Raw genomic sequence first — 15,493 nt, forward strand, 5'->3', positions numbered from 1 at the left:
CCCATCCCCAGCCCTTCCCCCGCAAGGGGTGAAGGGAGTAAGAGAGAAGAAGGGAGTGCCTCTTGTTCCTTCCCCCCTTGCGGGGGAAGGTTAGGATGGGGGGTATTCTTCTAATACATTTTGGAGGAGAAATGTATGAAGTGGCTCGATCATCTCGAAGAAGTATTGATTAGTGCTTTGCTGGCGGCTGCCACCATCGTGATTTTTGTGGCAGTGGTACACCGTTACGCTTCCGGCTTGCCGCTAGGTGCGTTCCAGGATTTTTTATTAAGCATTCACCTGAGCTGGGCGCAAGAACTGTGCATTATTTTGTTCGTGTGGATGGCGAAATTTGGCGCGGCTTACGGGGTGCGTCAAGGCATTCACGTCGGCGTGGATGTGGTGGTAAACAGCCTGTCACCTGACAATCGCCGCATAACCACCATCATCGCCTTGTGTGCAGGCGCATTCTTTACCGCATTAGTCGCCGTGCTGGGTTCCAATCTGGTCTGGCACAACGGCATGGCTTACGCAGTGTTAAGCACGTTGGGGATGGAAACTGCCCCGTATTACGAAGGCCCCACCACGCCAGATCTGGAATGGCGTACCTGGGTGGTCTATCTCGCCGTACCACTCGGCTCGGCGTTGATGTGTTTCCGTTTTCTGCAAGTGCTGGTGAAATACTGGCAAACGGGCGAGTTGCCTCACCATGATCACGGGCATGTGGAAGGCTTGCATGATGCTGAACCCTTCCCGGTAGTGGAGCAAAAGCCATGACTGCATTAATCATTTTCACCTTATTGATGTTATTGATGCTCACCGGGATGCCCGTGTCGATTGCGCTGGGGCTGACGGTGATGACCTTCCTGTTTACCATGACCAATGTGCCAGTGGAATCGGTGGCCTTGAAGCTGTTCACCGGGATTGAAAAATTCGAGATCATGGCAATTCCGTTTTTCATCCTTGCCGGGAATTTCCTCACTCACGGCGGGGTGGCGAAACGTATGGTCAACTTTGCCACGTCAATGGTCGGGCATTGGTTCGGCGGCCTGGGCTTGGCGGGTGTGGTGGCTTGCGCATTGTTTGCGGCAGTTTCCGGTTCCAGCCCCGCGACCGTGGTGGCGATTGGCTCAATTTTATTACCGGCCATGGTGCGGGCGGGTTTCCCCAAGGAATTTGGTGCAGGGGTGATTGCCTCCTCCGGTGGTTTGGGGATTTTAATTCCGCCCTCTATCGTCATGGTGATGTATGCGGTGGCAACCAACTCCTCCATCGGTGCATTGTTTATTGCCGGGGTGGTTCCGGGGTTGTTACTGACGGTATTCCTCGGTGGTATTACCTGGTATCGGGCGAGAAAAGGCAATTTCCCACGCCAGCCGAAAGCAAGCTGGACGCAACGCCTGAAAGCCTTCAACGATTCTGTATGGGGCTTATTGCTGATCATTGTGGTGATGGGCGGGATTTACACCGGCATATTCACCCCAACCGAAGCGGCAGCCATGAGTGCGGTATATGCCTTTGTGATTGCGGTATTTGTCTATAAGGATTTGAGCCTGAAAGACATACCGCGCGTGCTGCTGAATTCCGCCAGCATGTCGGCAATGTTGCTGTACATCATCACCAACGCAGTGCTGTTCTCTTTCCTGCTGACCAATGAAAACATTCCGCAATCATTGGCTTCATGGATGACGGAACAAGGCATGGGCATTATTGTGTTCCTGATTGCGGTGAATATCCTGCTGCTGATGGCGGGTAACTTTATGGAACCGTCCAGCATTATGCTGATTTTCGCACCGATCCTGTTCCCGATGGCGATAGCGTTGGGCATTCACCCGGTGCATTTCGGCATTATTATGGTGGTGAATATGGAAATCGGGATGATCACCCCGCCGGTGGGTTTGAACTTGTACGTCGCGTCGGGAATTACCAAAATGGGCTTGTCAGCACTCACCGTGGCGGTATTGCCCTGGCTGTTTACCATGCTGGCCTTCCTGATGCTGATTACGTACGTGCCTGAAATCAGCCTGTGGCTGCCACGGGTAATGGGGATGCTGTAAGGAGCTATGAGCATGAGTGAAATGAAACCGTTCCAAACCATTTTGTACGCCACCAATCTGGGCACGCATATGCGCCCGGTGTTCCGGCAGGCGATCAATCTGGCACGACTCCACAAGGCAAAGATCATTATGCTGCACGCGGTTGCGCCGATTGGCACGACCGGGTCAGCGATTTTGTCGATGTACATGCCGGGTAAGGAAATCCACGACATTGAGCAGGAAAGCATGAATCAAGTGATTGAAACCATGCGCGAACGCCTGAAAAACTACTGCGCCGAGGAGGATGACATCTGCAAGGACAAGGATGAATTGCTGGATAAAATCGTGGTCAGCGCGGGCAACCCGGCAGATGTGATTAACCATTACGCCGATACGCACGGGGTGGATTTGATCGTGATTGGCAGCCACACCCGGCAAGCGGGCGGGCATACCATGCTGGGGTCAACGGCACGGACGGTGACGCAGCATAGCAAAGTGCCGGTGTTGATTATTCCGAATGGCTAGATTTGGGTATGCCAATACGCCAATGCATCACCAAAATCATCAAGGCTGAGGGTCACAGGTTCGGCGTAATCATCGCCATACAGCTCCTCAATCAAAACCCGATGTGGCTGTAGCTGGATGAAATAGCTATTGCCACTGAGGGAGTAAGGCTCAGCAGCAGGGTTTGCCCTGATCTTATCCAGCGCTGCCTGCAAGGTTTCCAGCATGGTCAGGTTGGTTTGTACGTCCAGCAACAAAAAAGCGGCAGTGGCGGCGTGGTTAGCGCTTTGCTGTTGCCATTGCTGCCATTCGTGTTCATGTATCATCGGTATTGTTCCTCAAGCAGCAGGTTAGCGTAGGGGGAAAGCGGTATTAACACCGCCGCGTGACGACGATGCACCGGCAATCAGAAACGGTGTGCCGTCGGCACTGTGGCAGTAAGCTGCCGCATCATCCTGTTTGGGCGCATTGAAACCACACCATGCCCAATTGGGCGCACTTTTCGGGCAATCTTGCTGGTTGCGGGCGGCATACCCAATGGTATTCATCACTTGGCTTGGGGTGCAATGGTCAGGGTAGAAGGTGGAAAATTTGTTCTCGCCCTGCTTGCCGCCCCATTCCCATTGCCCGGCGTAAATCCCTTGCTTATTGGGTTTTTGGGTAATGCGCACCTTGGCTACCGTGCTGGGGTCGCTGCCTTGCGGGCGCGAATGGAAACCAACCACCCGCCCTTTATTGTTCAACTCACCGCAAAAGATATGGGCGTAATTGACCTCAACACCATTGCTCGCCTTGACCCACTGGTGTGAGGGGCAGGTAACGGTTTCCTGCTTGCCCATGCTGCTGGTGTCAGTGGTTGGCTTATTGCTGTCTGGTGCGGGTTTACAGGCCACTAACCCAACAGTGGCGATAGCCAGTAAGACTCCAAGCGCTGGTCGACGCTGATAACCCATGCCGTCTGCTCCCAAATGCTAAAAGGCTGCATCCTAACGCATTCGGCTGGAAAATTCCTGTGGGAGTTGTGGACGGGCGCGGGCTTTGCAATACTTGCGCCTGCCGATTTCCTTATTGGCAGGCGTTTTTTATAAAGCATACGGTAGTTCAAAGGCTTATATGATCATTTCCAGCGTAGAAAAACTTATTGATGGCAAATCACCAGGGCAAGTTCAGTCCGACATCACTATCCGTGAAGCCTGCAAGCGCATGTGTGAACTGGATGTTGGCGCATTAGCGGTATTCGATCAGCAGCTACTGGTGGGTATTTTAAGCGAACGGGACGTGATCCGCCGCTGTCTGGGTACAGACCGCTTTGTGGACGAAACCGATGTTGCGGCGATCATGACCCAAACGCCAATCACCATTGATGCAGGTAGCAGTCTGGCAAACGCACTGGAAGTCATGCAATCGGGTGGTTTCCACCATCTCCCGGTGACAAAAGATGGTCAGCTTATTGGCTTGTTGGCGCTGGATGACATACCGGAGGAATACCATCTGCTGCTGGAACAGTTCAAGGAATTGCGGGCAAGGTAAAAAACAAGCTGGTTTATCCCTTACTTTGTGACGAAAACTGACAAAAATAACCCTTACTTTGAGGTGAAGCATGTTCAAACGTCTGTTATTAAAAGATTTGAATCACTGGCTACATAAGCCCAAGCGCAAGCCCTGAAAATCCAAACCACCCGCACCGAATACCTCGAATTCGATGCATCTTCCCCTGAAAAACACCAGTTTTTCGACGGGCAAATATTCGCTATGGCTGGTGGAACATTCAACCATTCCGCTATTGGGCTGAACGTTGCCACCACATTGCGTAACTTGCTACGCGGCAAACCCTGCCAGCCGATGAACAGCGATATGCGTATCCATACGCCTTCTGGACTCGATACCTACCCGGACATTTCGGTGTTCTGCAACGCGCCGGAGTTGATGGATAACGACCGCACCCTACTCAACCCGGTGGTGATTATCGAAGTGCTATCCCCGTCTACCCGCAGTTATGATCGGGGCGACAAATTCTGGCATTACCGCTCCATCGCGGGTTTGCAGGATTACGTACTGATTGATTCAGAAACTATCCACGTTGAACATCACCACCGTCAACAGCGGGATGAGTGGTTGCTGCATGAATATCGCAAACTGGACGATACCTTACACTTGGAATCGTTGGGACTGACACTCACACTGGCGGTTTTTTATGAAGACGTGATGTTACAGACTTAATTAGACTAAAATGGAATAACATTCCAGATTAGTCAACCCCATGTATATACACAGAACTTTGCAAAAAACCATCCAACTCGCCTCCCAATCTTTCCCCGTATTGCTGCTAACAGGCGCACGTCAGGTAGGCAAAACCACCCTATTGGAAGCCTGCGCCGAACCCACCCGCCGCTACGTCACCCTCGACGACCCCGAACAGGCAGCACTCGCCCGCACCGACCCCGCGCTCTTCTTCCAACGCCACCGGTGTTTACCGCCGTATCTGGCGCGGCTCGTACCCGCGCATGGCACTGGATGACACCTTGCCGCGTGACCTGTTTTACAACGCCTACCTGCAAACCTATTTGCAGCGCGACGTGCGTGACCTCACCCGTGTAGGCGACGAACGCGCTTTCCTGCTGTTCCTGCGAGCCGCCGCCGCCCGCACCGGGCAATTGCTCAACTACGCCGATCTTGCACGGGACGTAGACATCGACCAGAAAACCGCCAAAGCATGGCTGTCGATACTGGAGACTTCCGGCATCGTCTACCTGTTACAGCCCTATCACAACAACGTGACGAAACGTCTGCTAAAAACCCCCAAGCTGTATTTCCTCGACACCGGTTTGTGCGCCTACCTCACCCAATGGTCATCGCCGGAAACGCTGGAAGCAGGTGCTATGTCCGGCGCAATCCTCGAAAACTGGCTGTTGGTAGAAATCCTCAAAAGCTGGTGGCACAACGGACAAACGCCAGCGGTGTATTTTTACCGTGACAAAGAACAACGTGAAATCGACCTGCTAATTGAGCGTGACAACACCTTGTATCCGGTGGAATTCAAGAAAACCGCCAGCCCAAACCTAAGTGCAGCAAAGCACTTTACGGTACTGGAAAAACTGGACAGGCAAGCAGGGCATGGCGCGGTCATCTGCCTGCGCGAAACCGATGTGCCGCTGTCGCGGGAAGTGGATGCTATTCCGGCGGGCTACTTATAGAACCGTTCAGAAACCACTGCCCACTTTGACAGCATATTCGCCAAGCCAGTGAGATCAATAGGTTTAGCGAGGTAATCATTCATACCTGCGGCAAGGCATTTGTTACGCTCAGTGGAAATGGCATGTGCCGTCATCGCAATAATAGGCACATGCTGCCATTCGGTTTGTTGACGGATCAATTTGACAGCCTCATAACCATCCATTTCAGGCATTTGAATATCCATGAAAATTAACTGGAAGGTGGTTTCCCTGAGTATGTTAAGCGCTTCAATGCCATTAGCCGCCACCGTGACTATCACCCCTAATTTTTTCAGTAGTTCAGTGGCAACCATCTGATTCAGCACATCATCCTCCACGAGCAACACGCGAATGCCATGGAGCTTTACGCTGGTGGTTGCTACGGCTGTATGAGGGGGGATGTTTTCATTACAAAGCGTAAATGTTGCGCTGAAAAGGAACGTACTACCGCGCCCTGTTTCGCTTTTCACGGTAATCTGCCCCCCCATGAGACGTGCCAATGATTGACTAATCACCAGCCCCAAACCACTGCCACCGTAACGGCGGGAAAATGAACTGTCTGCTTGGGAAAACGGTTGAAACAGTTTTGTCTGTTGCAGGATGTCGATACCCATACCGGTATCGGTAACATTGAATTGTAACCGGACGTTGCCATCCGTTTGGTTTAAGCATTCAACAGTGAGACGGACTTCACCTTTCTCCGTGAACTTGATTGCATTATTGGCCAAGTTCAAGAGAACCTGAGTCAGACGTTGGGGGTCTCCCAACAAACAGGCCGGAGCATCATTGGCAATCTGGATCGCAAACACCAAACCTTTTTGTCGCGCTTGTTCTTCCAGAAGGTATGAGACTTGTTGCAACACGTCATTAAGGCGGAAGGCGATACGGTTCAGTTCGAGTTTACCCGCTTCGATTTTCGCCACATCCAGTATGTCATCAAGAATGCCCAATAACAGATGGGAAGAAGACTGCATTTTGTTCAGGTAATCAGCCTGTGTGGCAGAAAGTGCCGTATGTTGCATGAGAAATCCCAAACCGATCATGGCATTCAACGGAGTACGGATTTCATGACTCATATTTGCCAAAAACTCACTTTTGGCCTGATTAGCTTTGACGGCTTCTTCTTTGGCTTGCTGAAGAGCGGTATTGAGGCGGGTCAGTTTGCGGTTCCAATAGACACTGCCCAGCAACAGCAGACTGGCTGCTATCACTAATTTCCAGAGCAAGGAATAGTCGGTGGTTTCCACAACGTTGATGGAACGCCAGTTACGCTTGATGGCATTATGATCGGTATAGTTCAGTGAATCGACGACTTTTTGCATAATGCTGAGCAGTTGCGGTGAGTCATTGCGAACACCAAAGGAAATAGGATAGGTGTAATCGAGTTTACCGATAATTTTTAGGTTATACATACCCTGCTGGATGATTTGCAGAGCGTGTTCAAAGGAGGCAACACCCGCATAGGCATCGCCGTTTTCGACCATCTGGAACAACAACTCCGGTGATTCCACCCCCCTGAAGTCAATCGTGGGATAGGTTTGCCGCAGTTCTTTTTCAATAGCGCTATTGCTGGGTACGGCAATTTTCTGGTCAGCGATTTCCATCAGTGACTGAACGAATGTCTGGTCAGACTTAGCCAGCAGCACATTCGAGGTTTCAAAATAGGGTGAGGTAAAGCTCAGAAAAGCTTCGCGTTCTGGTGTTCTAACCAAACCAGAGACGAGATCACATTTTCTTTCGCGAGCAAATTGCAAAGCTTCGCCCCAGCTACGACTCGTGACGGGATGCAGCGCAATACCCAAGCGGCTTGAAATAAGTTGGAGGTAGTCAGCAAAAATGCCCTGATGTTTGCCATCCGCCAAGAAATCGTAGGGAATCCATACAGGGCTAAAGCAATAGCGCAAACCGGTGTTTTTATACGGCTCCAACCATGCTTGTTCCACATCGGTTAGGGAAAACGGCGTGCCTTGTGTGAGGTCTTTAGCGGGTTCCGCCAATGGCTTGCTAGATTTTTCTACGGCAACGCTACTCGCTACTAATAGCAGTAAAATGCTGTAGAACAGACTGAATACAAACCGTTTCAAGCTTCCACCAGTGCTATCCAAGCCGCTTGTACTGCTTCACGCTCCCGTGCGAATTGCCCCCCATCCACTGTTGTCTCCTGCTCTTGCAATGACAATGCGTGAATGCGGTCACGCAACGTTCGGTAAGCATCCGCCAACATTTCCGCCGTATCTGCAGGCAAAATCCCTACCTGTTGCAGTGACTCAATCTGGCGGATATTGTCGCTCCAGCGTACCAGTTCGGGGTGTTCATGTGCATGAGCAAGAATCAGGAATTGTACAATAAATTCAATATCTGTCACGCCGCCGAAGTCTTTTTTCAGGTTAAATACGTTGGAGTCTTTGCTGCCTAGGCTTTCCCACATCTTCTTACGCATGGTGATAACCTCCTTGCGTAACGCTTCTTTATCGCGGGGTTGGCAGAGGATGTCATGGCGTACTTGCTCAAATTGCGCCCGTAAGCTGGCAGAACCTGTGAGCGCTCGCGCCCGCAGCAAGGCTTGATGCTCCCACACCCACGCTTTTTCCTGTTGGTAAAGGCGGAACGCATTCAAACTACTGACAAGCAAACCGGATGCACCACTGGGACGCAAGCGAGTATCGGTTTCGTACAAGCGTCCCGCTGGCGTAAACGTCGTCAGCGTGTGAATAATTTTTTGGGCGAAACGGGCATAGAACACGGCATTTTCCAGCGTCTTCTTACCGTTGGTTTGCTGCGCCGTACCGTGACTGTCGTGCAAGAAAATAATGTCGAGATCCGAACCGTAACCCAGTTCCAGCCCGCCGAGTTTGCCGTAAGCAATAATCGCAAACCCCGCTTGTTGTGTTTCCCCCGCTTCATCTTGGTAACACGGTACGCCCGTTTGCGCCGTCATTGTTTCCCACACATGCCGCTGGGTTTCTTCCAGCACCGACTCGGCAATCCAAGTCAACTGATCCGACACCTTCATTAACGGCAATACGCCGGTAATGTCCGCCGCTGCCACCCGCAACACTTGCGCTTGCTTGAATTGGCGCAAACGCTCCATCACCTGTTCGGTGTCGCCCTGATCAATGCGCTCCAATTCCAGCCGCAATGCCGCACCCAATTGCTCACGATCCAGCGGCGTATACAACTGGCGCGAATCCAGCAATTGATCCAGCAAAATCGGGTGATCGGTCAATTGGCTGGTAATCCACAAGCTATCACTAACCAGCCGGACGAACTGCTCCAGTGCATTCGGGTGATCGGCGAGCATGGCAATGTAGCCGGAACGCGGCGCAATCTTTTGCACAATCCGTAAACAGCGTTCCAACGCCTGTTCGGGGTCAGCCAAAGCATTACACGCATCCAGCAACGCAGGCAGCAAGCGGTTCAAACGACTGCGCCCCGTATCAGTCAAGGTGTTGTACAAACGGCTGTGCAACAGTGCCTGAATCGCGGGATGTTCCGGCATCGGCTGACTTTCTTGGGTTTCGAGCGCAAATACGCGCTGGAAAATCTGCGAAACCGCACGCTGATGACGATTCAATTCCGCCTCAAAATTCACCCAATCCGCAAAGCCCATCGAGCTGGCAAGGCAAGCTTGGCGTTCCGGCGTGGTCGGCAGCGAATGCGTCTGTTCGTCGTTCCACATTTGCAGGCGGTTTTCCGTGCGTCGCAGGAAATGGTAAGCCCGTTGCAACACGCCAAACTCTTCCGCCGTCAGCAATTGTTGTGCCAGCAAGGCATCCAGCGTAGGCAGCAAACTACGCCCCCGCAATTCGGGAATCCGCCCGCCGCGCATCAGTTGGAACACTTGCGCGGTAAATTCGATTTCGCGGATACCGCCCGTGCCGAGTTTCACGTCAAGGTATTTGCCACGGCGTTCGGCTTCGCGGTTAATCATGGCTTTCATATCGCGCAATTGCTCAATCGCGCCGTAATCGAGGTAGCGGCGGAACACGAACGGGCGCAAGCGTGCCATCAATTCCGCGCCGTTGGTTTTGTCGCCTGCCATCACCCGCGCTTTGATCAGGGCATAACGTTCCCATTCGCGCCCGTGGGTTTCGTAATAATGCTCCATCGCATCGAACGACAAGGCGAGTGCGCCGACTTCACCGAAGGGGCGTAAGCGCATATCGACGCGGTAGGCAATGCCCTCCGCCGTGGTTTGCCCCAACACCCCAATCAAGCGCTGCCCCACACGGGTGAAAAATGTCTGGTTATCGAGATCACGCTTGCCATCGGTTGTACCGGCTTCTGGGAAGGCGAAAATCATGTCAATGTCGGAGGAAAAGTTAAGTTCCTGCCCGCCGAGTTTGCCCATACCGATAATCACCATCTGCTGGGGTTCACCGCTGCGGCTGCGTGGAATGCCATGCTTGTTGCACAATTCGGCGTAACACCACTGATAGGCTGCTTCCACCAAACCATCGGCAAGATCAGAGGTGGTTTGCAACGTTTCACTCAACTCTGCCATGCCCTGCAAATCGCGGTAAGCAATCCGCACCATTTCACGATTGCGGATAATCCGTACCGTGCGCAACACACTGTCATAATCAGGGAGCGGAACAATGCCTGCTACAATTTTTTGTACCAATTCACCGTCACTATAGGGCTGGCTAGCTGTGAATTCGGATAGCCATTCGGGGTGGCGGGTAAGTTGGTGCTGCAAATAAGGGCTATGAACAAAGATGGCATCATTCATTGAAGTCATTGACATGATTGTTCTCACGTTGCTGAGCAAATTTCACCATTATACGCCCCCTCATGATACACGGGGAATGACCAACGCAGCCTTAGATGATGCATTGCATCGAAACCTGATAGTGCTGTATGATTAATCATCCATCAAAATTTATAATGACTGTAGCGTTTCATCAGCGGGGGCTTCATGAACATGCATAAACGTAAAATCGCATTAGTTGCACATGACAACTTAAAACAAGCGCTGATCCATTGGTCAAAAGCCAATTACCCTATTTTAGCCGAATGTGATTTGTTTGCCACAGGAACCACGGGGCGACTCTTGGCGGAGCAAACCGGTTTGGAAATAACCTGTCTCTTGAGCGGTCCGCTCGGTGGCGACCAGCAAATTGGTGCACGTATCTCAGAAGGGTTAATCGACATTTTGATTTTCTTTTGGGATCCGATGGCGCAGGTACCACACGATGCAGATGTTAAAGCCTTATTACGCATCGCAACACTTTTAAACATTCCCGTAGCCAATAATCAAAGTACTGCCGATTGTGTGTTAGCAATGTTGCGGCTGAGTAAAGCCGAAACCCAACCTTGGGTTGTCAATTTCAAAGCGCCGCAACCCTTCAATTACTCCGGCACACTCAAACAATTACCTAACCGTGGGAATCAGTTGCCACTAACCACACGCATGAAGTATCGGTACACTCCCACAATGCCTGTCAATTTAGCTTAGCAACCCGCTCCAGCACATCCAATAACACTTGTGTGTCAAATGGCTTGCTGAGGAAATCATTCATCCCCGCTTGCAGGCACTGTGCGCGGTCACTTGCCAAGGTATTCGCGGTCAAGGCAATAATCGGCGTGTGTGTACCGTTCTTTTAAACTTATACAAACTTAACCAAGGTCAAGTTTGCGGTTAAATTCCTGCTTCATTGGGGCTGGTTTCACCTTCGGTTTATGCCCACAACCGGGGGCAGAACAGGTCTTGCTGGAGGCAAAAAACCGATCAGCCACTACGACCACCGCACCCCGCATTCCTGCCTTGTATTCCAACTGACGGCGGAACTCGAAGAAACCCATGTCACTGATCGCGCGGGATAAATGGCGGTTTTTCACCATACCCGACACGTTCAAATCTTCAATGCCGATGGTGTGGAAACGGCGGATCAAATCCGTGGTGAGTTGGTGCAAACTGTTTTGGCGGATGTTGGCAATACGTGCGTGAAGTTTTGCCAGCTTCTGCTTCGCCTTGTGGCGGTTAGCACTGCCTTTGACCTTGCGTGACAAGCTGCGGGATAGCCGTTTTAGGCGCGAAAGCAAGGCTTTATGCGGTTTCGCCCCGACCACTTTTCCCCCCGTTGACAGGGTTGCCAGTGCAGCAAGCTCATTTGGTTGGGTTTGGACTGGCTGTTATCGTCTTTCCACGCCGCGTATTGGGTTTGCCATTCTGCCAATGCCCAGTTGTAGGCAAACCGATTCGCATAGCGTAATTAAGCACAGTGCTACATAAATGGTATATTTAAAACTGTGTAATAAAACACTGCCCGCAATAAGCGGGCAGGTCATATATAGGTAGGTGGATGGTTCTTATGGAATTAATTATAATAACGCTTATGTTACAATAGTTTCTCAATTTCACGGGGCAAATTTTCACGCCGTGCACCACGTTGTAAACAACGACTCGTGTAACAAGCAGCCAGAACAATGGCGGCGAAAACAACTAAACCAAGAATACTCATGATGCACCTCCTTAAGGCCAAAAGAGCAGAAACTACTGTGGTGTCAAAACAACAATGTTGCAAGAACAACTCATTGAAGTTTAAAGGAAAAACACCACGAATCAGCCAGCATAATACATGCTTCACGATTGTTTCTTAAACAATATTTTTTTATGCGCATACGGGTTCGCCCTAGCCCTTGAAATTTACTCACAACACCCACACGCTATAGCCTACACAAAAGCATCTGGAGCGCATTTTGGAACAATACCGAGGAACCACCATCCTGAGCGTGCGTCGCGACGGCAAAGTCGTTGTCGGCGGCGATGGTCAAGTCACGCTGGGCAATACCGTCATGAAAGGCAATGCCCGCAAGGTACGCCGCTTGTACAACGATAAAGTCATTGCAGGCTTTGCCGGTGGGACAGCCGATGCCTTCACCCTGTTTGAACGCTTTGAAAGCAAGCTGCAAGCGCACAATGGCAACCTCACCCGTGCCGCCGTGGAACTCGCCAAAGACTGGCGTACCGACCGCATGTTACGCCGCCTTGAAGCGCTGCTGATTGTTGCTGATGCCACCGCATCCCTGCTGATTACCGGCAACGGCGACGTGGTAGAGCAAGAAAATGATTTAATCGCCATTGGTTCCGGTGGTGCATTTGCGCAATCCGCCGCCCGTGCCTTACTGGAAAACACCGAGCTTTCCGCCCGCGAAATTGTCGAAAAAGGGCTGCACATTGCCGCCGACATTTGCATTTACAGCAACCACAACCTGACCATTGAGGAACTTTAATGAGCGTCGGCACGATGACCCCCCGCGAAATTGTCCAAGAACTCGACAAACACGTTATTGGTCAGGACAAGGCCAAGCGTTCCGTCGCCATTGCACTGCGTAACCGCTGGCGGCGGCAGCAGCTTGATGACGCGCTGCGCCCCGAAGTGACCCCGAAAAACATTCTAATGATTGGCCCCACGGGTGTCGGTAAAACCGAAATTGCCCGCCGCTTAGCCAAATTAGCCAATGCACCGTTCATTAAGGTCGAAGCCACCAAATTCACCGAAGTCGGTTACGTGGGCAAGGAAGTCGATTCCATCATCCGCGACCTTGCTGACATGGCGATGAAAATGATGCGCGAGCAAGAAGTTGCTAAGGTCAACTACCGCGCTCAGGAAGCCGCCGAAGAACGCATCCTCGACATCCTGTTACCTGCGCCACGCAAAGAAACACCGGTTAGTGAATGGTCTTCAATCAGCGATGACGAATTAGGCAAACCCGTGCGTGAAGATAATGCCACCCGCCAAAAATTCCGCAAAAAATTGCGCGAAGGCGAACTCGATGCCAAAGAAATCGAGCTGGATGTGGCTGTCAGTGGCGCAAGCGTGGAAATCATGACCCCACCGGGCATGGAAGAAATGGCAAGCCAGTTGCAAAGCATGTTCCAAAACATCGGCAGCAACAAAAAGCGCAAGCGCAAGATGAAGATCAAAGACGCGCTCAAAGTGTTGACCGAAGAAGAAGCCCATAAAATGGTCAATGAGGAAGAGCTAAAGCAACGTGCGTTGTTTGCGGTTGAACAAACCGGCATTGTGTTCCTTGATGAAATCGACAAAGTGGCACGCAGTGGGCAAACCAGCGGCGCAGATGTGTCCCGCGAAGGCGTGCAACGCGATTTGCTGCCATTGATCGAAGGTTGTACCGTCAATACCAAATACGGCATGGTGAAAACCGACCATATTTTGTTCATTGCGTCCGGCGCATTCCACGTGGCTAAACCCTCCGACTTAATACCGGAATTACAGGGTCGGCTGCCAATTCGTGTAGAAATGGATGCCTTGAGCGCGAATGACTTTGAACGCATCCTCACCGAACCGAATGCATCCCTCACCGAACAGTACCAAGGGTTGCTGGCAACCGAAGGTGTTGCGCTGACGTTTGCCCCCGATGCGATTCGCCGGATTGCCGAAATTGCCTTTGAAGTCAACGAGCGCACCGAAAACATCGGCGCACGCCGCCTGCACACGGTGGTCGAGCGTTTGCTGGAAAACGTGCTGTTTGAAGCGCCCGATTGCGACGACCAAATGACGGTAGACGCAGCTTACGTTAACCAGATTTTGGGCGAATTGGTCAAAGACGAAGACCTTAGCCGTTATATTTTGTAAAGAGAACCGAACATGACACCACTGGATATTACCTTAAACCAGAAAACCCGCGAACTGCTGATTACTTGGCCGGGCGATGAAGTCCACGCGCTGAGTTGCGAATACTTGCGGGTGAATTCGCCGTCAGCCGAAGTGCGCGGGCATGGCCCAGGGCAGGAAAAGCTGCAAATCGGCAAGGAAAACGTGAATATCAAAGGCATTGAACCAGTGGGACATTACGCTATTCAGTTAACCTTCGATGACAACCACGACAGCGGGATTTACGACTGGAACTTGCTGTACGAGCTTGGCAAGAACATGGAGCAAAACTGGGCGGAGTATCTGGCAAAGCTGGATGCTGCGGGGTATACGCGCAAATTGCCGGGTCAGGTAATTTAAGCTTCCCAAAACACATTGGTAAAGTGGTTGCGTGCATAGTCGCGGTAAACCGTAAAATCGCTGTCAACACTTGCCACCGTGCGGGTGTTGATACGCTCACACAAGCCAATCAGGGAAGCATCGGCAAAGTCAGCAGGCAAATCAGCGTATTTCTTCAGTAACGCCAGAATGCGCTCCCAATCGCCTACCGTGCTTGCGTCGATTTGCACGGCTTGATTCACCCACAGCAGAAAATCCTGTTGTGCTTGCTGCGAAAAATCCAGCATGTGGACAACTTCCGTAATGACCGGCAAATTGGTGTGCAATCTGCCTCGAACATGCTTAATGAAGTGCTTTGCCTGTGCATGGTAACGGTCGCTACCGTCAAACAACGCAATAAAGACCCCACTATCAACGACGATGTTTAGCATTCAGCTTCTCCCGTAATAGGGCTTTGCGATTGATGCTGAGATCGTCACGCCCACTGCTATAACGCCCGAACACATGCTCACCCAGTTCGTAGGGTGTCGGGCGGTTTTCGTAACGGGAAAGTTTCTCGCAGACAGCTTCACGGATAAAATTCGACAACGAAATGCCTTCAGACTGCAAACGCTGCCGCAGGCTTTCTTCTAACGATTTATCCAGACGAATCGAAATGCTCATGGCAACAACTCCTGTAATACAGATGTACTACAAGTGTAGTGCGCTGAAACACCGACAATCAAGTAAAAGTGATATGCCGCCGTTACGGGAGACGCGAGGAGCTGAACGGGCAGGACAAGTTGCAAACTAGCAAGGAAAA

Annotated in this window: 19 protein-coding genes and 1 pseudogene; 11 read left to right on the forward strand and 9 right to left on the reverse strand. The window is 51.5% G+C overall.

Translation table 11 applies throughout. From position 1 onward, the window contains the following. Window positions 1–135 precede the first annotated feature (135 nt). Genes BLV87_RS07495 through BLV87_RS07505 form a run of 3 tightly spaced genes read left to right on the forward strand, consistent with a single transcriptional unit; the run spans window position 136 to window position 2,540 of the window. Window positions 136–756: a TRAP transporter small permease gene (locus BLV87_RS07495; RefSeq protein ID WP_093067014.1), complete on the forward strand. Its 621-nt coding sequence runs from the start codon at window positions 136–138 to the stop codon at window positions 754–756. Then, window positions 753–2,036 (forward strand): TRAP transporter large permease, encoded by a 1,284-nt coding sequence (locus BLV87_RS07500; RefSeq protein ID WP_093067016.1) that lies wholly within the window; start codon window positions 753–755, stop codon window positions 2,034–2,036. The genes BLV87_RS07495 and BLV87_RS07500 overlap by 4 nt, the downstream gene beginning before the upstream one ends. 12 nt (window positions 2,037–2,048) lie before the next feature. Next, window positions 2,049–2,540 (forward strand): universal stress protein, encoded by a 492-nt coding sequence (locus BLV87_RS07505; protein ID WP_093067018.1) that lies wholly within the window; start codon window positions 2,049–2,051, stop codon window positions 2,538–2,540. Here the strand turns inward: BLV87_RS07505 and BLV87_RS07510 are convergent. Further along, window positions 2,537–2,845, reverse strand: a complete 309-nt coding sequence (locus BLV87_RS07510; protein ID WP_093067020.1) for a hypothetical protein — start codon at window positions 2,843–2,845, stop codon at window positions 2,537–2,539. The genes BLV87_RS07505 and BLV87_RS07510 overlap by 4 nt on opposite strands. Before the next feature lie 24 nt (window positions 2,846–2,869). Further along, a complete protein-coding gene (locus BLV87_RS07515; RefSeq protein ID WP_093067022.1) occupies window positions 2,870–3,472 on the reverse strand; it encodes an EndoU domain-containing protein in 603 nt (200 codons plus the stop codon). Window positions 3,473–3,557: 85 nt separating this feature from the next. On the opposite strand from BLV87_RS07515, the gene BLV87_RS07520 reads away from it, so the two are divergent. From BLV87_RS07520 to BLV87_RS07530, 4 genes are all read left to right on the forward strand, one after another. Continuing rightward, window positions 3,558–4,049 (forward strand): CBS domain-containing protein, encoded by a 492-nt coding sequence (locus BLV87_RS07520; RefSeq protein ID WP_093067024.1) that lies wholly within the window; start codon window positions 3,558–3,560, stop codon window positions 4,047–4,049. A gap of 138 nt (window positions 4,050–4,187) precedes the next feature. Continuing rightward, entirely contained in the window at window positions 4,188–4,739 is a 552-nt protein-coding gene (locus BLV87_RS07525; protein ID WP_245706955.1) for a Uma2 family endonuclease, read from the forward strand. A gap of 40 nt (window positions 4,740–4,779) precedes the next feature. Next, on the forward strand, window positions 4,780–5,037 hold the full coding sequence (locus tag BLV87_RS19800) for an AAA family ATPase (protein WP_245706947.1): 258 nt from the start codon (window positions 4,780–4,782) through the stop codon (window positions 5,035–5,037). Next, window positions 5,024–5,713 carry an ATP-binding protein gene (locus BLV87_RS07530; RefSeq protein ID WP_245706948.1) on the forward strand — a complete coding sequence of 230 codons (690 nt, stop codon included), beginning with the start codon at window positions 5,024–5,026 and terminating at the stop codon, window positions 5,711–5,713. Before BLV87_RS19800 ends, BLV87_RS07530 begins: the two co-directional genes overlap by 14 nt. On the opposite strand, the gene BLV87_RS07535 is transcribed toward BLV87_RS07530, so the two are convergent. Then, window positions 5,704–7,815: a response regulator gene (locus BLV87_RS07535; RefSeq protein WP_175517875.1), complete on the reverse strand. Its 2,112-nt coding sequence runs from the start codon at window positions 7,813–7,815 to the stop codon at window positions 5,704–5,706. The two genes, BLV87_RS07530 and BLV87_RS07535, sit on opposite strands and share 10 nt — an antisense overlap. Further along, window positions 7,812–10,478 (reverse strand): bifunctional [glutamate--ammonia ligase]-adenylyl-L-tyrosine phosphorylase/[glutamate--ammonia-ligase] adenylyltransferase, encoded by a 2,667-nt coding sequence (gene glnE, locus BLV87_RS07540; RefSeq protein ID WP_245706949.1) that lies wholly within the window; start codon window positions 10,476–10,478, stop codon window positions 7,812–7,814. The genes BLV87_RS07535 and glnE overlap by 4 nt, the downstream gene beginning before the upstream one ends. Before the next feature lie 171 nt (window positions 10,479–10,649). Between glnE and BLV87_RS07545 the strand changes: the two genes are divergently transcribed. Beyond that, window positions 10,650–11,189, forward strand: coding sequence for a methylglyoxal synthase (locus BLV87_RS07545; RefSeq protein WP_093067032.1), 540 nt, complete (start codon window positions 10,650–10,652; stop codon window positions 11,187–11,189). Here the strand turns inward: BLV87_RS07545 and BLV87_RS07550 are convergent. The 3 genes and pseudogenes from BLV87_RS07550 to BLV87_RS19950 form a co-directional block, all read right to left on the reverse strand. After that, window positions 11,176–11,316: pseudogene (locus tag BLV87_RS07550) on the reverse strand (response regulator); the annotation flags it as partial. The gene BLV87_RS07545 and the pseudogene BLV87_RS07550 overlap by 14 nt on opposite strands. Window positions 11,317–11,350: 34 nt before the next feature. Then, on the reverse strand, window positions 11,351–11,830 hold the full coding sequence (locus tag BLV87_RS07555) for an RNA-guided endonuclease InsQ/TnpB family protein (RefSeq protein WP_425441541.1): 480 nt from the start codon (window positions 11,828–11,830) through the stop codon (window positions 11,351–11,353). A gap of 242 nt (window positions 11,831–12,072) precedes the next feature. After that, window positions 12,073–12,195 (reverse strand): hypothetical protein, encoded by a 123-nt coding sequence (locus BLV87_RS19950; protein ID WP_281241309.1) that lies wholly within the window; start codon window positions 12,193–12,195, stop codon window positions 12,073–12,075. A 238-nt stretch (window positions 12,196–12,433) separates the two neighbouring features. Between BLV87_RS19950 and hslV the strand changes: the two genes are divergently transcribed. The 3 genes from hslV to BLV87_RS07570 are packed head-to-tail and all read left to right on the forward strand — an operon-like array spanning window position 12,434 to window position 14,712. Further along, the gene (hslV, locus tag BLV87_RS07560) at window positions 12,434–12,967 is read left to right on the forward strand and encodes an ATP-dependent protease subunit HslV (protein ID WP_093067036.1); all 534 of its coding nucleotides are present in this window, start codon (window positions 12,434–12,436) and stop codon (window positions 12,965–12,967) included. Then, window positions 12,967–14,334, forward strand: a complete 1,368-nt coding sequence (hslU, locus tag BLV87_RS07565) for an ATP-dependent protease ATPase subunit HslU (RefSeq protein ID WP_093067038.1) — start codon at window positions 12,967–12,969, stop codon at window positions 14,332–14,334. The genes hslV and hslU overlap by 1 nt, the downstream gene beginning before the upstream one ends. Window positions 14,335–14,346: 12 nt before the next feature. Further along, window positions 14,347–14,712 carry a gamma-butyrobetaine hydroxylase family protein gene (locus BLV87_RS07570; protein WP_093067040.1) on the forward strand — a complete coding sequence of 122 codons (366 nt, stop codon included), beginning with the start codon at window positions 14,347–14,349 and terminating at the stop codon, window positions 14,710–14,712. On the opposite strand, the gene BLV87_RS07575 is transcribed toward BLV87_RS07570, so the two are convergent. Together BLV87_RS07575 and BLV87_RS07580 are read right to left on the reverse strand one after the other, a co-directional pair. Next, a complete protein-coding gene (locus tag BLV87_RS07575) occupies window positions 14,709–15,122 on the reverse strand; it encodes a type II toxin-antitoxin system VapC family toxin (protein ID WP_093067042.1) in 414 nt (137 codons plus the stop codon). The two genes, BLV87_RS07570 and BLV87_RS07575, sit on opposite strands and share 4 nt — an antisense overlap. After that, entirely contained in the window at window positions 15,103–15,354 is a 252-nt protein-coding gene (locus BLV87_RS07580) for a DUF6290 family protein (RefSeq protein ID WP_093067044.1), read from the reverse strand. Before BLV87_RS07580 ends, BLV87_RS07575 begins: the two co-directional genes overlap by 20 nt. Window positions 15,355–15,493 lie beyond the last annotated feature (139 nt).

The sequence above is a fragment of the Thiothrix caldifontis genome (assembly GCF_900107695.1).
Classification (GTDB): Bacteria; Pseudomonadota; Gammaproteobacteria; order Thiotrichales; family Thiotrichaceae; genus Thiothrix; species Thiothrix caldifontis.

Coding starts and splice junctions, on each gene's coding strand:
- BLV87_RS07495 (WP_093067014.1), top strand. CDS start 136: ATGAAGTGGCTCGATCATCTCGAAGAAGTATTGATTAGTGCTTTGCTG.
- BLV87_RS07500 (WP_093067016.1), top strand. CDS start 753: ATGACTGCATTAATCATTTTCACCTTATTGATGTTATTGATGCTCACC.
- BLV87_RS07505 (WP_093067018.1), top strand. CDS start 2,049: ATGAGTGAAATGAAACCGTTCCAAACCATTTTGTACGCCACCAATCTG.
- BLV87_RS07510 (WP_093067020.1), bottom strand. CDS start 2,845: ATGATACATGAACACGAATGGCAGCAATGGCAACAGCAAAGCGCTAAC.
- BLV87_RS07515 (WP_093067022.1), bottom strand. CDS start 3,472: ATGGGTTATCAGCGTCGACCAGCGCTTGGAGTCTTACTGGCTATCGCC.
- BLV87_RS19800 (WP_245706947.1), top strand. CDS start 4,780: ATGTATATACACAGAACTTTGCAAAAAACCATCCAACTCGCCTCCCAA.
- BLV87_RS07530 (WP_245706948.1), top strand. CDS start 5,024: ATGGCACTGGATGACACCTTGCCGCGTGACCTGTTTTACAACGCCTAC.
- glnE (WP_245706949.1), bottom strand. CDS start 10,478: ATGTCAATGACTTCAATGAATGATGCCATCTTTGTTCATAGCCCTTAT.
- BLV87_RS07545 (WP_093067032.1), top strand. CDS start 10,650: ATGAACATGCATAAACGTAAAATCGCATTAGTTGCACATGACAACTTA.
- BLV87_RS19950 (WP_281241309.1), bottom strand. CDS start 12,195: ATGAGTATTCTTGGTTTAGTTGTTTTCGCCGCCATTGTTCTGGCTGCT.
- hslU (WP_093067038.1), top strand. CDS start 12,967: ATGAGCGTCGGCACGATGACCCCCCGCGAAATTGTCCAAGAACTCGAC.
- BLV87_RS07570 (WP_093067040.1), top strand. CDS start 14,347: ATGACACCACTGGATATTACCTTAAACCAGAAAACCCGCGAACTGCTG.
- BLV87_RS07575 (WP_093067042.1), bottom strand. CDS start 15,122: ATGCTAAACATCGTCGTTGATAGTGGGGTCTTTATTGCGTTGTTTGAC.
- BLV87_RS07580 (WP_093067044.1), bottom strand. CDS start 15,354: ATGAGCATTTCGATTCGTCTGGATAAATCGTTAGAAGAAAGCCTGCGG.